The sequence below is a fragment of the Bacillus cereus genome, assembly GCF_007678085.1.
GTDB classification, from domain to species: domain Bacteria; phylum Bacillota; class Bacilli; order Bacillales; family Bacillaceae_G; genus Bacillus_A; species Bacillus_A cereus_BE.
The window spans coordinates 375,752-396,862 of sequence record NZ_VEDW01000004.1 but is presented as its reverse complement, the minus strand read 5'-3'; the positions used below and the strand labels follow the sequence as shown (position 1 = coordinate 396,862).

The window sequence follows — 21,111 nt, the reverse complement described above, 5'->3', positions numbered from 1 at the left end:
ATTGTTACTAAGTAAAATTAAGGAGTATATATGATGAATCCAAGCGCAGGACTAGGGGATCCCTATTTTTATGAATGGACTATTGGTTTAGACAAAATTACTTCAATGCTCATACCAGAAAAAGAAATAAAATCGGTTACTCTTCAGGCTAGCGTTGATACTTTGGATGATGTAGTCTGCGAATATGAAAGAAAAATTGAATACATACAAGTTAAACATACAAGAGCAAATGATAAAATGGGTTTTGCTTTTTTATTGGGGTCAGATGGAAAAGAAGATTCTCTTCTAAAAAAAATCGCAAAAAGTTGGAAGAGGCTAGAACATGGAAGTGCAAAAGTCTGCTATGCTATTTTACTTACTAATAGAAAACCAGTTACCTCTGCTACTAGTATTAGTAGAAAATCAAAGAAAATAAGTGTACCGGCTTTTAATGAATTTCTTTCTTGGTTTCAAGAAGTCAATTCTACAATGCAATCATTAGAATCTTTTAAGAAAAATCTTCCTAATGAAGAATGGACCTCTGCACTTGAAGCGTGGTTTGAAGAAATCAACGTATTTGGAAATGAAAAAGAAACTCTTGCGTTTATTCGGAATTTTAGGGTAGTAATCGAACATCCAGATACTCTTGACTTGGATAAAGAAATTATGAAGAAAATTGCTGATATTTTTTCTGTTAATCAAGATGTTAGTCTTGAGTTATATAAGTCGCTGTTTTACTCGTTGAAAAAGTGGGCGTCTTCAAGAAGAAAACAAGAAAAGATTACTGTTGAAGAAGTGTATTCTAGTTTGGCTATAAAGGAAGAACAATATCCTCAGTATCTTTTGTTTCCACCAACTCCTTTTTTTGAGAGCAGAAAAACATTGATTTCTTATATTGAAGATTTTTCTCAAAAAACATCATCGAAAATGCTGTTTTTATACGGAAAACCTGGAATTGGAAAGACAAGTTTGGTTAATTTTTTGGCAAATAAACCTGATACAGTAGTTGATCTCCGATATCATGCATATGTTCCGATTACCCCTAACACTACATATGTCAATCTAGATTATGATGATTCTATTACTGAGGAAATGCTGTGGGGATCATTATTAAATCAACTGAGGGAACTTTTTAGAGGAAAGTTATTTAAATATAAAATTCCTATAAGGAATCAATTTTTATCGAAAGAAGAACTTAGAAAGACAGTCTTACGTTTGGCTGCTGAATATGGAAAAATCCATAATAAAAACACTGTAATTGTGATTGATGGTATAGATCATGCTGCAAGGTCTGGTTCAAAAGAAACCTTTTTAAGATCCCTAATTAGTCCTGAAATGGTGCCAGACAATGTCTGCATTATTCTTTGTGGCCAGCCAGCAGAAGATTATGAAGAGTATCCTATATGGCTAAGATCAAATTCACAAAATGAAAGCTTAGAAAAGGTACAATTAACGGGAATAACTTTAGGGGATATAGAAGTGCTTTTAAAAGAAATAAACCCAGATGTAGATGATTTTCCAGCGGCAGCAAAAATTATTTATGAAATTTCTATGGGGAATACTCTTTCTGCGATATTTGCCGCATATGAATCCCAAAATATCAAAAATAGTACGGAGTTGCTTTTCTTTTTGAATGGAAGAAGTTTAAGTTCAAATATAACGGAATACTATGACTCCATTTGGAACTCTCTAGATGAAAGGGTTCTTAAAAATGGTTATCAAATAAAAGATTTATTAGCGGCGTTGTTCTCCGTTACAGTTGAGAAGCTTTCAATTGATGATCTTGTTGGAATTTTTAGAGATAACTCTATCAATCGAGTCCAATGGAAACAGATATTAGGTTTGTATTCACCGCTTGTTATTGAGACTGAAGGGAAATATACTCTATATCACAATGATATTAGGGTATATTTAAAAAATAAATTACGAATGAATTCAAACATCATTTCGTATGTTGCTGGCATAATAGCAGACTATTACTTAAATTCACCTAGAAAAAACGAAGTAAAACATCGCGATATATTCCGCTTATTGGATTTATCCAATAGGAATCTTGAGAAAATTGATGTATTTTCAATAAAATATATTGATGAAGCGATAATATTGAGACAAGATATGAATAGTTTATTGAATCAATTTCGGGAAGTAGTAAAACAAAGTGACATAGAGTATGATTTTGAAAAGATAAAAAAAATAGCTTTAACTGCGATTTACCTTAATCAGTATCAACGAATTGTTGTTCATTACCAAGATGTCAAACCGTCAGTAGAAATTCCAAAACTATTACATTCTGAGTATGAAAAGATTAATCTGAATACGATAAGTATCACTGATGTAGAAAATGTGGTAGAGGATATTACAGAACTATTAAACGACAAACAATATCATAGAGCAAGGATGCTTTTTGGTAGATGGTTTGGGGATTTAGAGGCAACGAGTACTCACCTTATTGAAAACGAAGAGTGGCTTCAAAATCAAAAATTGTCAAGTGACGAATCTGATGTTTTAATCGAGATTGGTTATCTTTCTAAAACTTTAAATCACAATATTTCTTTAGAATTTTTAGAAGAGCAATCTGCAATTAGAAAATTCATAACTTATGGAGAGATGTTAGGATTAGCTGAAAAAGGATCAAATTTGCAATTTGCTAAGTTTTTCAGAGGAAATGCCCATAATATTCGTAATTCTCAATTTGAAGAGCTTTTAGATAATCTGTTTGAGAATCAGGAATGGAATAAACTTCTATACATTTTATCTAAAATCAAAAAAGCCAAGGATTGTTCATTTGATTCATTAGATGTAAAGATTATATTTTTAAAAACTATTTTAGAGAGAAAGGAAATCTCAAGTTCGTTTTATAACGATGTTAAATTATTGAGTTTTAAAGCATTTGGGGAAAAAGATTATCATTACAATGAAAAGCTTAAAATATATTGCTCATATTCTTTTGTTTTAGGATATATTAAGGATTTAGAATCTAAAAAATTAACAGTGCATGAGGCTGTTAATGAATATTATATAAATTATGGAGATAAGAGAGGCCTATCATATCTTCAAAATTTGATTAGCATTTCTTTTGAACTTGGAAATATATTTGCGACAAAAAAACATATGGATTTTGAGGTATTTAAGAAGTATATGGATTTTTTATTTGATGAGTGCAGGACTCCTTTTCTTACTGGAATCTATGAGGTCGCTGAGCAATTATGCAAATTTATTATCGATTTTATCGAACATTCCAATGATAGCATTTTGCAATCGGATTGTACAAAGTTTCTTTTGAATAGAGCTCAGAAAAAAGAGTATCAATTAAACTATTCAGTTACACTGACATGGGATTACTTAGCTGAACGAGGATATTATGCTGAATTAGAAGAGTGGTTTAATTATTGGTTTCGCATCGAAGGGGAATATTGGGATTCATCCATCGAAGATCTCATCTCAACATTTCAACTTTTTTCTGCACTTATGTTGAAATATGAGATTAATGAGGAACTGGTCGAAAAAGCTAGAGAACGAATTTTTCAAAATTTATTGGGTTTTACCGAACATAAAGATGATGTACTTAAATATCCACATGAAACTTTTAAGCGTATTCTCGAAGAAAATCCGTTATATTGGAATACTAAGGGTCTAGATTTATATAATCTCTCTCTCTTAGCTGATGATAAGGGACATAATTTAGTAGCATCATATATAAAAAAATCATTTATTGACGGGGCAATATTATCCGGTCCACGAGAATTTCAAAGATTATTAGATAATGAGCATTTTGAAAAAGAAATTATTACAGAAGTTCAGCATATTATTTATTTTTTTAAAGAGAATTGGAGAATGTTAAACTTTGGGGAAGAAGATTTACTTGGTTTGTGGTGTTTAATAGAAGCTGCTTCTAACAAAATATCTAATAGTGATGTTCAAGATAAAATTGAATTTAGTAATGAGATTATTGAAAATTTATCCAGTGGAAATAAAGAATTTTTAAAGGAAAGAACTGAGGAACTTAGCAAAATAGAATATGAAAATTCATTCATAAAAAATAATCGTAAAGAAGATTTATCTAAATACTATGAGTTGCCGATAGGAGAACTGATTAGTGAATTTTTAGCTGAGATAGAAAAGTTAAAATATCAATCATATGCGTGGGAAAGATTTAAGATTGTTGCAACTAGGATAGGAGGACATAGAACTAAAGAATTTATAAAATATAGAGACATACTTTTTAATTTCTTTATTAATAGAGAAACTCATTATAGCTGGGAGTCGGATAACGCATCAATTGCAGCAGAAAGTTTAATTTCTTTACTCTCTTCAAATCAAAAAAAAGAAATGTATTCGGATATAGTTAATAATGTATTTGTCCTAGACAATCCTTCATATTGGTTAAGTAGCTTTACTGAAGATGTAAATAATTATGTGCTGTATATGATAAAAGCTGATTCTCCCCAAAATTTGATAACGCATTTTGATCATCAAATCTCTTTATTGTCTTCATGGTATAACATCGATTTTCGACAGATAGAATTATTACCCGGAAAAGAAGAAATTTCTTCTTGGGTGGATATATTCAGAGCATTATTATGGTCATTATTTTCAACTGTAAATATTGAAAGAACTATGAATTCTTTTAATGGAATTTATTATTTCTTAAAATTATTAATTCATCAATTTGATTTTAAGAATGTAATTAGTTTGGGTTCAGTCAAGCAAAAATATTTAATTCTACTTACATTAGAGAAATTGGCTAGAGAAAAGCAAGATATCTCAGCCGCTCAAACATTCTTGGATTATTGTTTGAGTGAAAGTAAATTATTGAATTTACGCCTTCAAAGTTCTATAGTCTTAGCGTATAGAAGTGAGGATATGAATCTACTTAACAAATCACTATGCTGTAAATCCGAAAGGAAGATTTTGATTCAGGATAAATCACAAGGTATTCAAGTTCCTTCTCTAATTCAAAGAACTGAGAAATTATTGGATACTGAATTATCAACTGTTTACCTAGAATCTTACTGTTCTCATGAAAATGAATACTCCCATATTAAAGAAATTAATTTGAATGAAGATAGAATTTTCGTGTTTAATAGCACGGATAAAGAAGATTTTATCATTCAAAGAGTTATGAATGATGTATTAGAGAATCTAAGTGATTCTATCGGTTCGTTATGTCAGATGTGTTTGCCAATGGATGAACCGGATGTTATATTATGCAATCCAATTTATTGTAGCGGACTAGATAATTTCGGTGTAAAAAAATTAGACCAAGAAATAACTCTCCAATATGGATCTGAAATATTAAATACTAATATTCCTGAGGATGAAATATTAATAGCAGGTGCCATTTCTTATTATCCACCAAAAGAAAATAAAATTATCGCTCTTTCAAAGAAAATCGTGACTCCCTATTATAATTCTATGGGGGAAATCGGAAAAACATTTGGAGGAAGAAAATTTTTGAATCACTTAACTGATACGGAATCGGATTCTAATGAAAATGCTACATTATATGATTTAACATTCGGTTATCGTTATTTTGCTAATGAACAATACAAAATGACGCCATCCGATCTTTTCATTTTTGTGCAAAGGCAGTTAGGAAAAAAATTCGAAGTTCGATTTGAACTGTCCTATGGAAAAGGTGAAGAACTATATATGGACATGGCTGTATTTAGGCAGCCAACTATGCAGAGATGGATTATGAAGAAAAAAGATGTAGAGGAATTGCAAATAGAACTAGGAATAGTTTTGAAGGAAGCTAAAGAAATATTGGATTTTTAAGTTGTAAACTTATTTAAAGCAGCATTTTTGTTTCAAGTTCAATTGTATTTTTTGTATAATAAGGAAGTATGTTTTTTATTTGAAATAATTAAGCTATTAAATTTATTTGTTTCAAATAAAAAACTAAGATAAACTTGAATCAATATAACGAAAAAACGCTTCAAATTACTGAAGCGTTTTTTATTTGAATCTAGATAGTTAGTTAATGTTACTGAATCATCATCATAATAAATCATTTATAGGAGAAGCTAATGCTTCATTAATAAACCAAGAATTAGAGGATAATTCTTCATAAAGTGAATATTGCCAGGTGTTTTTAGCTAACCTCTTGAAATTATTAGCTTCCTTTTCTAATTCTGACTTTAAAGCATCTGGTCCTGACGAAGTGAAAATTGTTTGAAAAGAGTAGATCTTAGCAGCTAGTTCAGTGGCTAAATAAATTTGATATAATTTATTTAGAGAGAATCTCTCGAAATGAAGTTTTACTCTATTAAATTTGATATCATCCCATGAACTAGGTTTAATAACATAGAAATTCACCACCAGAGGTGTATTCACCTCTAATTTAGCTTTTAGCCAAAATTCATCATCAATATTATCGTAATAAGGATGTAAGTAGTTTGTAGCACTGTTCTCAGATTTTGCACTTGATTTTTTTTTATTACAAGCTAAACAAGTGGGTACTAAATTCAACGGATTAATTGATAAAGCTGGGTATTTAGTTTTGGCTAATATGTGATCTAAGCTATCGGAAGGTCTATAACCACAGCATGTACACATTTTATCTAGAGATAAATCAAAAATTTCATCATAATACCATCTTGCAGGCTGTCCGATTTTTGATAACTTATCCGAGTATAATTTTTTTAAATTGGTTGTAGCTATTCCCTCAATTATACATGTCTCTTCATCGATAAGATGCAGTTCATTAGCTTGAGCTCTAGTATTATATGTACGATACCATTCATCAAAATCTGTTTGTTTTGATTGTAAAGTTTCTACAAATGTTGAATCTGAGATATTAGAAATACAAGATTCTAATATCTCTTTTTGGGTAAATGAAGGTTTAGGTAAACTTCTCATAGCTCATTTAAATCCCTTTCTGCAATCATAGTACGTAAAATTGTGCGTGCTTCCAAGCCAAGAGAGTCATTAAACATGGAGAGGATTTTATCATAATCTCGCCCTTGATTGACTAACTTTTGTAGTAGGGTGTGAAATCCGGAATATGTAACTTCTAAACCGAATACTTCACGTGTTAATGTACCAACATTTTCTCCATAAGTCTCTATTTTTGGTCTTGAAACACTTATTTTTGTACGACCTCTGCGTAAAATTGAAACACACGACCTTGGAAGTTCCTGTAAAATAACAGGAGAGTGTGTAGCGATAATACTTACACCATTTTGACTTATCAAAATTCTAGACAAAGCACTAACAAATGATGAGAGTAAAGGTGGATGTAAATGTGATTCAGGTTCATCAATTATCACTAGTGATTTTTCAGTCACCTTTTCTATTAATCTAGTAATGATAAGGATTATCAATTTGTGTCCTGAGCTAAGATTTTTAAATAATGATATTATTTCATCGTCAGATTGACTCTTTATTTCTGTTAAATTAAAAGATTTAAGTACATTATCAGCCTCTAAAATTTCAATAGCCGCTTTCCATCTATTAAATTTAGAAACGCTACTAGATGAGGCTATTATTTTTTTTATACTTTCTAAGAATTCATAAGCAAGTTGATCAGGGGTTTTACTAATTCTATGTTCATTTGAATGATCTTGTTTTTTTTCTAATCCACTCTCACTTAAACCAATATAAGAGTAGTAACTTTCACCTTGATTATTTAACTTTTCTTCATAAAAACCATTTAAGTCAAAGGCGCTGAAAGAAATAAAAATAATGTTAGCAAAAAGAGAATCATCTTGCTCTTCATATTCTAAGTTAATAAAATGGTTATTTCCAGTTTTAGTAGGATTCAACACAGAATCAATCATATTTTTGAGTAAAGTAGTCTTACCTACCCCATTACTACCGATAATTGCATGAATATTAGAAGGGGGTGTTGACTTTGGTACTACTTCAAATTCAAATTTAGCAACTGAATTATTATTAATCTCAAAAGAGAATTGAAAATTATATGGAGTAAGTTCTACTCCATTATGAGCAATTCTATTGAATTTATCTTTAACTGTAAATGAATTTACTTCTCTTAATAATGAAGTAGATGTTATATCTAGATTTTTAACATTTTCGTATAAATCTAAATCATATGCTATATCATTTAAAGCAATTAAGATTCTCTCCTTCATTTCAACTCCTAATTTATTGAGGTTGAGATAAAATCCGGAATCCTGTCCTAGGCTAAAATAGCTTTCATCAAGAGAATTAAATTCAGAAGGTATAGATGTAGATAGTTTTTCTGAACGAGAGGCTATTTTTATCCTGCCAATAGTCACCTTTTTTTTGTCATAATAATAAAGTGTATAAAGTGTTTTATAATTAAAGTCATTCCAATTATCTTTAACTAGATATAGACCTTTTTCGTTTGGTACATGGAAAAAGCTGACTTCTTTAAAAAGCATAATTTTCCCCCTTATTTGTTAAGTAAGTATGCGTATTATAATCTGATACTTTTTTAATAAATTTCATTATAGAAGTTTTTTCTCTAGTCTGCGTTGCTATAAAAAGTCATAAAAACAATTCGCAACTTGAATTAGATTTTTATTATTCCTCAATCTGTAACTAGAAGGTATAAATTACTGTGTTATACAAACTATTTATAATTGCAATTTAACACCCAAATTATAATAAGGTGCGCAAATATCTGGAAAAATAGCTGTAAATGGTTTTTAATTTATTTGGATTGCATTGTTTTGCATTTTAGAGTAGATCACTAAGCAACTCATAGGATTGACACGAAGTATCGTTTTTCTCTCCACTACCTTTTAGGTAAAAAAGACGTACACGTTTTTATTTTCTCTATACATAATTATATATGGAGAGGATAAATAATTATAGATATATTCTCAGATAGGTAAAAACGTTTCATCAATAAAATATTTTTTTATTAAAATCTCATTTATAAATAATCATTGTAAAACCATCGTTTTTACAAATGAAAAATTTATAGAAGGCGATTGCTTCTCAGAATATTTAAGAGTGAGAAAATTATAATTACAATAGATAAACATATATAATTTTCTGTGGCTTTGAAATAAAGTTGAACTGTTTATAAAAAAGTCGCACCGTTTTGAAAAAAGTTTAACCGTTCGCAAAAAAGATGAACCGGAATTTCCTATCTCTTTAAAGATTGCGAGACCACTTACTATTTTATAGGTGATCTTTTTAGTTTTTAGGAAAATAAAAAAGACATCAAATTATTCAAGAGAGTATAATGGTATGTATTAAAAATAAGGAGTTAAAAATGAATATGTTAGAATTATTTCGAATGTGGGTAAATCATCCAAAAGAAGGAAGTGGTAGAAGTAATTTAGACAATACAGATGAATGTTGGAAAAAGGTATTACAAGATATTCGTAATTGGGAGAATAGTGAAGATAAATCTCTAAATGAGAGTGCAAAATATCTACTGTATACAGGGAAAATAAGAAGAGTTCATTTAGACCTTGATGAAGTGAATTATAATAATCATTATGTTTCATGGACATCGGCTGAAAAATTAGAAGATTTATATTGGTTCGATTCATCGTGTGCTCATACAATAATTACAGCAGAAGCAACAAAAGATAATCCAGGAATTAGTGTTAAAGGATTTATAGAAGCTGTGAAGAAATTTGAGGATAAAAATTTTGAATTAAACTCACCGGCTATCAGAAAAGAACAAGAAGTGATTTTTCCATTACAAGAAAAATCAATATTAAGCATTGAAAAAATAAAAATAAAATAGAGATGAAAAATGACATTAAATCCTTAGGAACAGAAGGGTTTTTTGACGCTAAATAATAGTTCTAGTAACCACTTACTCTTTTGAATTGGTGGTTATTTTTATTATAGATGGAAAATATAACTCTTCATTCAAATTTACTTATGATATTGCGAAGGTTTTAAAAGAACCTATTGAAGTTCTGTTTTGGTTTGAAGAATAGGTTGGGTATAAGTAAACAGTTAAAATAGATATGTTCATGGGTTTTGATCAATCTTTTTTATAAATACTAAATGCAGATTTCTAACAAAAGACTCCATTTTGATTAAACTTTTTTCAAAATGGAGTTTTTGAAGTTACTGTTAGATAAGGATTGAGGGATATTTTATAAGCACTCTTTATTCCAAATCTACAATGGATTTACCATCTAGTTGCAAAGTACCAAAAAAGTAAAGCAAACAAAAAGTAACTCCCAAATTAACTTTTGTCGTTACTTGGCGTTTACTTTCCTACTAAATACGTGAACTGCATAAAAAACAAACCGGAACCACATTATCAAAACGCTGTTTCAATAATATGGTTCCGGTTTATTTTTACTTTCGTAACTGTTTAGAGATAATAAAGTTGTTTAGTTTTCTTATAACAAATAATTTTGCATAGACATCTATGATCGTGGCAATTTTAATTTAATTTCACCACTTGTTCTATCATCGTTAAATTCAACCTCGAATCCAAACTTTTCGTAATAACACTCCAACTTATCAAAATTGCTTTTATCTATATTTGATAGTTCCCCTTTTATATGAGAAGCATTCATTTTTTCAGCAGTTTTGATTAAGTATTCCATTGCAATTGTACCATTCCCAAATCCTTCTTCAATCATTTCTATGTCTTGAATATATATGTGTGGTTTGGGATTTTTAGCTTGACGGATAAGCGTTTTTATCTTAGGTGGACGAGCACCTTTCCCAACACTAGATTCCCCGTATAGTACAATATCCAAAGAAGATTTGGAATGATCTTTAAAAACAAATACCTTCTCGTTTTTGTTATTTCTTTCAATACCGATAATTTCAGCATCCTCGTACCAATCAAAAATCCTTTCCGGTATTTCGTACGCTTTTTTTAATTCTTTTAATTTAAAATCTGCTTCTTTTTTTATTGATGATTTAACATCCTCAATTTTTCTTTGATAATTATCATGAATTAAGGATAGTTCTTTTTTGAAAAAAGTTTGCATTAAAAATTTTTTCATTAATCTGCCCCCTATGCGTTTTGTATTTAATGAATATCGAAGTGTGCTTTTTCTTATGTAAAGAAACTAAAAAAATAGCCTACGATCACTATTAGTAATATTTAAAAAAGTGAGAGACCAAAAGAATTTTAAAACAGCGACTATCTAAAATAATTTATATTTTTTTCTTAGCTCTTCTGATTTTGTTCTTAGTTCTCTACTTTTAGCAGATAGCTTTTGCATTTCATCTAATGATTCTTTAATTTTTTTTGTATCTAATTTATATATAGATGCTTTTAAATTGTCACTTTGTGTTGAAAATTCTCTAACTGTACGTGTAAGCTCAGTATGAAATTCTTGAATATCTTCTTGTTTTGGTGTATCCATCGCTGCAAGCAGCATGCATCGCAGTAAATCCAATACTCAATCCATCTATTTATGATCCTTTTGTAGAAAAAACACCTTTACTGTCTACAGCTTCTAAAATATCACTTGTTGATAATTCTTTCATAACTTCAGCTTGTTTTTGTACTTCTTTCTTAAAGTGATCTATATAACTAGGGATAGCAGCAACATACTGAGATGGAAGATGATAATTTTGATAAAACCAGGTTCCTATAAGTCCAATAATGATTAGTGGCACGAAAATAAACATGATTTTTTCTTCATTTTCTAGTCTCCTATTATTACATATTTAAGTTTACTATAACATAATAATCCGTTTTCTCCATATATAGATATATTTTCTAATTATAATACTCATATAAAAGTGCTTGAAAAAGGCTAGTGACTATTCCTACTTTATAAATTAGTATTTGATATATTTCCAAAAAAACATCAAAAAAAGGGGGGATATGCATTTGAAATCAGGTTTTTAAAAAAATATATATGAAAATTGATAACAAATTTTTATAATATCTTGTATTAAATGAGGCTTACTCTGTTACTTATGTTAGTACTATTAAGTCAATCTACAGGAATAGTAATAGTAGGGAATGATTAAGAACTTCAATTTTCGCAGTAAACACTTATTTAACGAATAGCTGTGTTGTATGGTTGTGAAAAACAATCAATTATATTTTTGTGAAAAGAGAGGGAATATAATTATTTTTGTGGAATTTTTAACAAAAAAGGTAAAAAGTGTGCAACTAATTCGAAGAATCCAGTTCTTATGCGATTTGCCAGTAGTGAACTTTTTTCCCTTTTGACAATTAATGTTCAAAGAGAAAAAGTTCGTTCCCAGTTATTTGAAACGGTTTGAAAGTGCCTAGTATTATTTATATGTGTTAAAAGAAAATAAAATAAATACGTAATAGCAATGTTCTCTACAGTTATTTTAATAAAATATAGTGAGAAATAAAAAGGAACGATAGTAACAAGTCGCTCCTTTTCATATAATTCTTTTGCAACTATAAACTAGAGATAACCTATTTGTAATATATATGTGCTTTCTCAATTTTTTGTAAGGACAGAGGGTTTTAATTTACAGATTTATCAGAATTATGTAAAGTGTATATAAAACCATAAAACGGGGTGTTCTTTATGTGTACGAGTTTGACATTACAGACAAAAAACGGTCAGCATCTTTTTGCAAGAACGATGGACTTCACATTAGATATGAATCAAGAAGTAATAATCATTCCTCGACATTACCAGTGGAATAATATAACTGGTGAAATCATTAATACGAAACATGCTACGGTCGGAATGGGTATTAATCATCAAGGAAGGATCATTATGGCGGACGGAGTAAATGAAGCAGGTATGACATGTGCAACACTCTATTTTCCAGGATTCGCTACTTATAGTCAAAGTATAGATGACAACAAAACGAATTTGGCTCCATTTGATTTTGTAACTTGGAGTCTGACACAATTCAATTCTGTCAAAGAGTTAAAGGAATCTGTAGACAGCCTTACCTTTTTGGATATACCATTACCGGATTTAGGACTTACGCCACCACTACATTGGATTTTAGCGGATAAATGGGGAGATTGCATTGTACTAGAGCCGACAAGTGAAGGATTAAAATTGTATGATAACCCACTAGGAGTGATGACGAATAGTCCGGAGTTTAATTGGCATTTACAAAATTTAAGACAATATATAGGCCTTAAATCGCAGCCATTCGCGCCAACTGAGTGGAGTAACTTACCATTAAGTGCTTTTGGTCAGGGCTCGGGCTCAATGGGACTTCCAGGGGATTTCACCCCGCCATCAAGGTTTGTACGGGCAGCATATGGCAAACAAAACATTCAATGTATAGATAGTGAAGAAGAGGGAGTATCGGCCCTATTTCATATTTTATCAAATTGCGAGGTTCCTAAAGGCGGAGTAATAACAGAAGAAGGTGCATTAGATAATACCATTTATACAAGCGTAATGTGTATGGAGTCCGGAACATATTATTATCATACTTACGATTGTAGACAAATTATAGCCATTCATTTATTTCATGAAAATTTAGATACAGATGAGATTAAAGCCTATCCGTTCCAGCGGAAACAAAAAATATTTTACGAAAACTAAGTAGCTTTGAAACAATGTTTGGTGAATTTTTGAATATATATATTAGAGCAATAATAGTCTATATAATTCTTGGGTGCTTCTTTAACTTTGTGATTTATCATAAAGCTACTCCTTTTTTCAATGACTTCAACGATTAAAATTATGCTGGTAGGAGCATTGGTTAAGAAACTAGTTTATATTTTTTCTAGAGGAGCCAATAAAGTGCTACTAGGTAAATAAATATGGGCGTACTTTATTTATAAATAGTAAAGAACAAAAAAGGTGTGGAAAATATCCATACCTCTTTTGTTCTTCTATTATCTATGTATAAAAAAGCGCTGTATATCAGCACTTTTTAAAAGTACATGAGCTGTATAAGAAAGATTTTTCTATTACCTATAACTATGCAGGGTCTAATGTAGATTCTTATTCGATTAATTGTTATAAGAGTCTATAAGGTTATTTATTTTTATTATTGTTAATTTTTTCCGTATATAACACTTGTTCTTTATAGTGTTTTTTAATTGGGAAAGTATGTGTACCAGAGCCGTTTTTGAAGTTTTTATTGATGGGATTTTTTAGTGGGATTGTTGTAGTTTCAGTAAATTCATATGGGTAGTTTATTTTAGATTTATCTTCAAACATGAAAATGCCTCCTTTTAGGATTTCCTGAATTCTTTACTATAACATGATATGCATATAGATTTTTTTTGGACTAGTTATTTATAGAGGTTAATGGAATTTAATTCCTTACTTACTGAAATATTTCAAAGGAAAAGAATGTGAGAAATATATGATAATGATTTCTTTCATTTATTAGTGAAGGGAATGTCGCATATATATTCGCTATAAATTGTTTTTATAATATGATTCATATAGGTTTTTCCTGATAATATAATGCGGAAGATTATAGTGTTATTAGGTTATTAGGAACATTTAATGCTGTTTCATAACTGAAAGGGAATTGAAAAAAAACTGAAACTTTTCTCATAAAAATTCAATCTAACTTGAAAAATGAAAGGAAAATGAAATTTTCCAAAAGATATTCTTTGTTAAGATAAAAAGCATACATACAAAAAGTATTGACATATCTTAAAAATGTATTTTCAAGATATAGTGGGGGAAAAGATGAGAGTAGAAAAACAATTAATAAAAAAGATGTATTATGAAACATTTCTAATGGAGAATGAAACAAAACCACCTATTGACGTGCTTGGAGAAGTTTATGTAAACGAAGAAAGAAATGAGATTTCTGATGGATCTTATATTCGTTTTGCACAAGGTGAATTTTATTATCAGCATCAAGATTTTGAAGCAGCTATTTTTAAATGGGAGAAAGTTAATAATGAATTAGCACCATGGGCACAGAAAAATATTGCGGATGCTTATTTCGAGCTTAATCAATTGTCAGTTGCTGAAAATGTTTATACTTCTATTACTACTGATAATATAATATTGATGACAGAAATTAGACTACAATTACTTTCTCTTTACATAGAGCAAAATAATTTTGACTCCGCTTTCGCTGTTATTAAAGAAGCAGTTTCTTTAAATCCAGATTATCCAAATGTCACAAAAATTGCCCGTTCCTTTTATGAGGAGCAGCAAGATTTTGATAGTGCAGTAGAACTTGCTGTGAATGAGTTAATTCGAACAGAATCTTATCCGTGGTTTGAGGTTTTAAAAGGATATATCGATAAAAGATTTACTAAACATATTTCACCAGATTATTTCTATGAAGTATTAGTTACGTTAAATAATGTGGATCAAGTACAATTTACGCAAATGGTTTCATCACTTTGGAACAGTTATAAAAATGAACAAAATTACTTATTATGGCTTAACACAATAAATGAATTTTTCTTACATATTGAAATACATTCGTCCGATATATGGGACAAAATTTCTTCTCTTTACGAAGAAACGTACTTTGAATTAATTCAAGGTCAATATAAGCTTAAACAATTGCACGACATCATTCCAAATTTGTTAACAAATTGGTTAAAGGTAGTCAATCCATCTTATGCTGTATTTCCATCAGCAGCTGTATTGGCGTGGGATGAGATTTTCCCTTCTAAAATAGATTCAGCAAATATAAAACATGCGGAAAACCTGTTGTTATATTCTATTAATCATGTGGATGGCTTAGAGTATAGTTTGCATCTTTTTGAATCTATTACCGAGTGGGCACAAGAGCATAATATCGAAATGGGTCATCGATTTAGATGGTTAGTTGGCGAGCTCGCAGATTTAAGCACAAATCGCATTTTAGTAACAGGAACTTCAGGGAACGGAAAAACTACATTTATTAACTCTATATTAGGAGAAAATATAGTAGAAAAATCAATTTCAAATGTGGTAGTTTTAAAAAATGATGCTCATACAGAAATTAACGCCATAACAGACTCTGCAATTACAACAACGGAAGATGTCTCTGATTACTATAATATGATGTCTCAACACCATCAAACATATAGAGATAGAGCATGTGTTGAATTTAAATTACCATGCAAATTTTTAAGTGAAAATAAACTTACATTTGTAGTTACACCTGGTTTTAATAGGAATAACGACACTAGAGATGAGATATTCGAATATTTAAACTCTGTAGACGAATTATTATTCGTATTGAATGCGGATTCACCTTTTACCGACAAAGAACGTGACATTCTATTAAGCATTCAAGAACATACACCAAATTTACAAATTCATTTCTTATTAAATAAAATTGATAACATTTACAGTGAAGCAGAAGTGAAAAGAGTATTATATGATACGCAAGCGAGAATAAACACATATTTCCCGCATGCGAGAATTTTCCCTTACTCTTCGTTATATACAAGTAGTCAACAATTGAATGATTTAACTGAATTTATTCATTTTAACTTTAATCATAAAAATATCGATACAGAACGTACTGAAAAGCTATTGTTCTTCATTCGAAAAACAATTACATATCTTTTGGATAAACGTGTTGAGAAAGAAAATAATCTAGTGGATGCGATTAATTGGAATGAAGATATGCTAGTGAAACTAAATGGTAGCATTAATAATCTTACTGCTTTTGAGAAGGAAAAAATTCATTTCATTACACAGTCATATCGCACAATGAAAACGGAAATTACGAATGATCTTACTGAAAATATTCCGAAGATATTACAGAGTTGTTCTGATTTAATTAGTGAAGAAAGTAATTTTGGGCACATTGATACGGAACTAAATAAAGCAATGAATGAGAGAGTGCATAAATATTTAGAACAAACTGTATTACCTAATCTTGCTCTTTCTATGCAAAATTGGATTGCAACTTCTAATAATGAGCTCCTTCAAAGTCAATCATACCTAGAAGAACTTAGTGAAGGACTTAATTCTTTATTTGGAGAAAATCGAATACAGTTAGCATGTGATTTTAAAGTGCTTGATGACTGGCGCAGAGATACGGACAGAATGACGACTAGAATACAAATGGATGAAGTAAATATTTTACGTCGATTTACGCCAGCACAATTTTTACTGAAGAGTGCCGGTAAATTGTTTGGAGTTCTTCCTAAAAACAAAGCTGTGCTATATAACAAATATAAACAGTATGTAGAAAATGAAGATTATACAGAGGTAACAACTTCTATTATGAAGAAATTTTTCTTGCAATTTGAGCTGTTTGAAAACACGCAAGAGCGGGATATTCATATATTCTTTAGGAATCCATTTAACTCCTTGAAACAAGCTGTAGAAAACACGCATTTAGAAATACAAGAAAAACAAGAGATGTTACATAAAATGAAATCAAATCCTGAAGTCTACCATGATTCAATCATGCTCTTTGAATTGAGATTACGTCAAGGTGAAGTAATTTTAAATATTGGTGATGATCATACCTATACAGATGTAACTTTAGAAACAAGCGTAGAATAAAAGTAAAATATATGAGGTTTCTATATGACATTGCATCATATGTCATAAGAGAGTAAAAGGGAGCAACTGTAATGAGTTGCTCCCTTTTCATATTTAAATTATTTTTCAGTTTCTTTAATTTTAGTTTGTACTTCGCCAGTTTTCATTTTATTACTTTCTGAGAAACGTAATAAATCGCCTTCAATAATTTTGTCAGACATTCGTAATTCATTTTGTGCACGGTTAATGAGTGCTTGTGCTTCTTTTTTTGGTAAATCTACAATTTCACCTGTTATGCGGTCATAGAAAGTATTGTTTGTGTATGCATACTTGTCTGTAATAAAGCTACCATCACGTAAAACGACAAAGCCGGTATATTCATCTGAAAACATATCATGACCAAAACGGATATCGTTCGTAGTATCAATCCCTAATAAATTTAGAATAGTAGGTTTCATATCGATTTGTCCCGTAGGCTTTGAAATCGTTTGACCTTCTGTTTGGCCAGGCATATGAATATATAAAGGTGTGCGTTGTAAATTTAAAGTATCAAATTCTGTTATTTGATCTTTTTCTAAAAACTGTGCCATTGCACGATTATGTTTTTCAGAAATACCATAATGATCACCATATAACACAATAATAGAATCATTATACATTCCTTCGGCTTTTAAACGCTCAATAAATTTTTTAATGGATTCGTCTAAGTAACGTGCTGTTACGATATAACGATCAAATACGCCATTACCAGAGTTGTATGGTTCAATGAATTTTGTATCTTCATCATACGTAAATGGATAATGGTTCGTTAGCGTAAGGAAACGAGCGTAAAATGGTTGATCAACAGTTTTTAATATATCTACTGATTGATCAAAGTATTCGATATCTTTTAATCCCCAATTTAAATTTGTTTCGGGCGTAATTTTGTAATCAAGTTCGTTATAGTAACGATCATAACCAAGAGCAGAGTACATGATATTACGATTCCAAAATGTTGCGTTATTCGCATGGAAGACAGAAGTGAAATAACCTTGTTGACGTAAAATTTCTGGAGTCGCAGTATATTCATTGTTACCGTGTGTAAAAAATACAGCTCCTCGATTTAATGGATATAACGACGTATCGATTAGAAATTCAGAATCGGACGTTTTTCCTTGCCCAGTTTGGTGGAAAAAGTTATCGAAGTAATAGCTTTCATTTATGAATTCATTCAAGAATGGTGTAACTTCTTGCCCGTTAACTGAGGCGCCTATTAAGAAGGTTTGCAGGGATTCAAGAGTAACGACAATTACGTTTTTCCCTTTCGCTGTACCAAACATATTAGGATTCGGCTCACTTTGGTTTGCCTTTACGTAGTTTTCAGTTTCTTGTAATTTACTACTATCAGCAAGTGCCTTTTGTGATCCTGCTTTTACTTGCAGTGTTAAATCATATACTTGATGAGTGTATAGTCCTAAATTTTTAACGAGCATGACTCGGTCGAATGATCTCGTTAATAGTTCAGGTCGTTCTTTTTCTGCAAGATGTAGATTTGCAAAAAATACACCAATCGTTAAGAGAAAATATACGAAGCGTGCTGGATGAGTTACACGTCCTGTTTGGAAGACCAGTGCCTTCTTCTTTAACAAAATAAAGAAGAAAATAATGTCTACGAAAGCGAGGATAATTTTATAGTTCAATATTTCTAAAATACTTCCGCCTAATTGACCAAAGTTGGATGTTTGTCCAAGTACTGGTAACGTTACGAAATCATTATAAAAATCATAGAACATGACATTCCCAACGAGTACGATTGTTAATAAGAAATTAATACATAGTGCTATATAATTTCGCTTTTCACCAGTTGCAAATAATGCTAATCCGACAAAAGCTAATGATGTAGCGAGAGGACTAATAAACAAAATAAGCTCTTGTGTAGAAGACTCAATTTTTAAATCAAAACTGAATCTTGTAATAAGATATGTTTTTAACCATACTGCCAAAGCAATTATTAAAACAAAGCTTATATTTTGCGTTTGTAAATTGATTTTATTTTTCATTTTTACACCTTCTTTATACAATTTATTTAACTTGTGTTATATATTATATTTTCATAACTATCAGAGTGTAAGGTAGCATTTCGCTTATGTTTTCTAAAGGTAATAATATGAAGTATTCATATACGTACAATGGGGAATTTTAAAGCATAAATCTATTTTTTAGAAAAAGAACAGAAAAAGTCATAGTTGTAGTAAAAAATACTTATAGACATCCTAACATATTAAACACTATGATGATGTTACAAAATATCGAACAAATGAAAGTGGAAATGAATAGAGGCTTTTAAAACTATTGACATTCAATTTATTAGAATTGAATGTCAATAGTTGCACATATATGGTTTTGTTAAATATGTATCTCATAAAACCCCGATCCTTTGCGGGAGCATAGTAAGTTATTACTATGGAAGTTAAAACATTTGATTGCAATCTTAATGAAAGAAATTAAATATGAGATAAATATTTTCCAACATACAGCCCACTTGCAGCAGCTTGAGATAAGGAATGAGTGACGCCCGAACAATCTCCAACTAAAAATAGCCCATTTATACTTGTTTCAAAATGGTTATTGATTTTTATCGTAGGAGCATAGAATTTTCCGTCGATTCCATATAATAAAGTATCTGTATCGATCGGTTCTTGGATGAATTGTTCTAATCGTAATAAAAACTCTTTAAGTCCTTCAATATATAAAGAAGGAATTTCTGTATTCAAATCTCCATAATCTCCTTGTAGTGTAGGCTGTATACGGTTATGTTTCATGACGTTCTCTGTTGTAGGTTGTTCATTTAGTAAGTCCTCTAAGCGCTGAATAACAATCCGATCTCTTCCTTGGTTAATGTTTTTAATGATTGAACTTGCGTATATATTTGCTTCTTTGAGAGTTGAAAAATAGCGCGGGATAAATAAAGTGAAATTTAAGTTAGATGTACCAGTTCCGTTCTCTCGAAAATTTTGACCGTCAGGCATAACTAGACCTTCTTCGTACTTTCTAATGATGCGTCCTTTCGGATTCATACAGTACGTAGTTGCTGTGAAGTGTTCATCATCATAAGAAAGTTTTGTCTCAAATGTATCTTTTAATATAGAACGTAATTGGTGTTCTTTCATCTCTACTCGAATACCTAAATCTACACGAGTTTGTTCCTGAGGAATATTGAGAGAAGTGCACATTTCTTTTAACCAATCCGCTCCGGAACGTCCAGTTGCAAATACTAGTTGCTTAGATTGAACTGTTCCTTCATTTGTCTCTATTGTAAAATGATCTTTCTGTTTCATAATATGTTGCACATCTATAATAAATTGTATATTTATTTTCGTAAGTAAAAACTCATAGAGTTGCTGAAAAATCTCACTTGATAGGGTAGTGCCAAGATGCCGTACTTCTGTTGTTAGCATTTGCAAACCACACGATTCAGCTCTCTTATTGAGAGTTGGATTTTCCGTAGAATATTTTGAGACAGAACTTCCTCCGAACAGACATAGAATTTCATCTACTTCAGCCATTAGCTGTATAAAGCCCTCTTTACCGACTTTTTGCTCAAGTTCGCCGCCAAATCCGTTTGTATAATTAAATTTCCCTTCAGATTTTCCTAAACCACCAAACCCGAAATATTTAGCACATGTAGTACAAGTACACGCTTTTCCTTCGTCTAAAGGACAATGACGATCTTCTAGCGCTTTACCTTTATCAAGAATTAAAATCTTTTTGTTACTTTTAGCTAGTGAATAAGCCATGAAAATGCTACTTACTCCAGCGCCGATAATTGTAACATCATACATATTCTTTC

12 protein-coding genes and 1 pseudogene are annotated in these 21,111 nt (G+C 30.5%); 5 read left to right on the top strand and 8 right to left on the bottom strand.

The window, feature by feature from the left end; all coding sequences use genetic code 11:
* Positions 1–33 precede the first annotated feature (33 nt).
* Complete coding sequence (locus FS742_RS19185; RefSeq protein ID WP_176549876.1) at positions 34–5,757, top strand: AAA family ATPase; 5,724 nt, start codon at positions 34–36, stop codon at positions 5,755–5,757.
* A 222-nt stretch (positions 5,758–5,979) separates the two neighbouring features.
* On the opposite strand, the gene FS742_RS19180 is transcribed toward FS742_RS19185, so the two are convergent.
* Positions 5,980–6,840, bottom strand: a complete 861-nt coding sequence (locus FS742_RS19180) for an HNH endonuclease (RefSeq protein WP_098320486.1) — start codon at positions 6,838–6,840, stop codon at positions 5,980–5,982.
* The gene (locus FS742_RS19175) at positions 6,837–8,348 is read right to left on the bottom strand and encodes an AAA family ATPase (protein WP_098320487.1); all 1,512 of its coding nucleotides are present in this window, start codon (positions 8,346–8,348) and stop codon (positions 6,837–6,839) included. Before FS742_RS19175 ends, FS742_RS19180 begins: the two co-directional genes overlap by 4 nt.
* An 842-nt stretch (positions 8,349–9,190) precedes the next feature.
* On the opposite strand from FS742_RS19175, the gene FS742_RS19170 reads away from it, so the two are divergent.
* Positions 9,191–9,673: a hypothetical protein gene (locus tag FS742_RS19170; RefSeq protein WP_176549875.1), complete on the top strand. Its 483-nt coding sequence runs from the start codon at positions 9,191–9,193 to the stop codon at positions 9,671–9,673.
* 106 nt (positions 9,674–9,779) lie between these two features.
* Positions 9,780–9,872: pseudogene (locus tag FS742_RS28065) on the top strand (helix-turn-helix transcriptional regulator); the annotation flags it as partial.
* 441 nt (positions 9,873–10,313) lie between these two features.
* On the opposite strand, the gene FS742_RS19160 reads toward FS742_RS28065, so the two are convergent.
* From FS742_RS19160 to FS742_RS19150, 3 genes are all read right to left on the bottom strand, one after another.
* A complete protein-coding gene (locus FS742_RS19160; RefSeq protein ID WP_098320488.1) occupies positions 10,314–10,904 on the bottom strand; it encodes a hypothetical protein in 591 nt (196 codons plus the stop codon).
* A gap of 144 nt (positions 10,905–11,048) precedes the next feature.
* Positions 11,049–11,303 carry a hypothetical protein gene (locus FS742_RS19155; RefSeq protein WP_098320489.1) on the bottom strand — a complete coding sequence of 85 codons (255 nt, stop codon included), beginning with the start codon at positions 11,301–11,303 and terminating at the stop codon, positions 11,049–11,051.
* A 16-nt stretch (positions 11,304–11,319) separates the two neighbouring features.
* The gene (locus tag FS742_RS19150) at positions 11,320–11,538 is read right to left on the bottom strand and encodes a hypothetical protein (RefSeq protein WP_098320490.1); all 219 of its coding nucleotides are present in this window, start codon (positions 11,536–11,538) and stop codon (positions 11,320–11,322) included.
* Between the two features lie 887 nt (positions 11,539–12,425).
* Between FS742_RS19150 and FS742_RS19145 the strand changes: the two genes are divergently transcribed.
* Complete coding sequence (locus tag FS742_RS19145) at positions 12,426–13,412, top strand: choloylglycine hydrolase family protein (RefSeq protein ID WP_144614450.1); 987 nt, start codon at positions 12,426–12,428, stop codon at positions 13,410–13,412.
* Positions 13,413–13,850: 438 nt separating this feature from the next.
* On the opposite strand, the gene FS742_RS19140 is transcribed toward FS742_RS19145, so the two are convergent.
* Positions 13,851–14,036 (bottom strand): hypothetical protein, encoded by a 186-nt coding sequence (locus FS742_RS19140; protein WP_000461128.1) that lies wholly within the window; start codon positions 14,034–14,036, stop codon positions 13,851–13,853.
* Positions 14,037–14,519: 483 nt separating this feature from the next.
* Here FS742_RS19140 and FS742_RS19135 point away from each other — a divergent pair, with 483 nt between their 5' ends.
* The gene (locus FS742_RS19135; protein WP_144614448.1) at positions 14,520–17,303 is read left to right on the top strand and encodes a dynamin family protein; all 2,784 of its coding nucleotides are present in this window, start codon (positions 14,520–14,522) and stop codon (positions 17,301–17,303) included.
* A gap of 98 nt (positions 17,304–17,401) precedes the next feature.
* On the opposite strand, the gene FS742_RS19130 is transcribed toward FS742_RS19135, so the two are convergent.
* On the bottom strand, positions 17,402–19,321 hold the full coding sequence (locus FS742_RS19130) for an LTA synthase family protein (protein WP_144614445.1): 1,920 nt from the start codon (positions 19,319–19,321) through the stop codon (positions 17,402–17,404).
* A gap of 444 nt (positions 19,322–19,765) precedes the next feature.
* Positions 19,766–21,103, bottom strand: a complete 1,338-nt coding sequence (locus FS742_RS19120) for an NAD(P)/FAD-dependent oxidoreductase (protein WP_144614443.1) — start codon at positions 21,101–21,103, stop codon at positions 19,766–19,768.
* Between the last annotated feature and the right edge of the window lie 8 nt (positions 21,104–21,111).

Bases quoted from the DNA above. Each gene is read 5' to 3' on its own strand.
- FS742_RS19185 (WP_176549876.1), top strand. From the start codon at position 34: ATGAATCCAAGCGCAGGACTAGGGGATCCCTATTTTTATGAATGGACT.
- FS742_RS19180 (WP_098320486.1), bottom strand. From the start codon at position 6,840: ATGAGAAGTTTACCTAAACCTTCATTTACCCAAAAAGAGATATTAGAA.
- FS742_RS19175 (WP_098320487.1), bottom strand. From the start codon at position 8,348: ATGCTTTTTAAAGAAGTCAGCTTTTTCCATGTACCAAACGAAAAAGGT.
- FS742_RS19170 (WP_176549875.1), top strand. From the start codon at position 9,191: ATGAATATGTTAGAATTATTTCGAATGTGGGTAAATCATCCAAAAGAA.
- FS742_RS19160 (WP_098320488.1), bottom strand. From the start codon at position 10,904: ATGAAAAAATTTTTAATGCAAACTTTTTTCAAAAAAGAACTATCCTTA.
- FS742_RS19150 (WP_098320490.1), bottom strand. From the start codon at position 11,538: ATGTTTATTTTCGTGCCACTAATCATTATTGGACTTATAGGAACCTGG.
- FS742_RS19145 (WP_144614450.1), top strand. From the start codon at position 12,426: ATGTGTACGAGTTTGACATTACAGACAAAAAACGGTCAGCATCTTTTT.
- FS742_RS19140 (WP_000461128.1), bottom strand. From the start codon at position 14,036: ATGTTTGAAGATAAATCTAAAATAAACTACCCATATGAATTTACTGAA.
- FS742_RS19135 (WP_144614448.1), top strand. From the start codon at position 14,520: ATGAGAGTAGAAAAACAATTAATAAAAAAGATGTATTATGAAACATTT.
- FS742_RS19130 (WP_144614445.1), bottom strand. From the start codon at position 19,321: ATGAAAAATAAAATCAATTTACAAACGCAAAATATAAGCTTTGTTTTA.
- FS742_RS19120 (WP_144614443.1), bottom strand. From the start codon at position 21,103: ATGTATGATGTTACAATTATCGGCGCTGGAGTAAGTAGCATTTTCATG.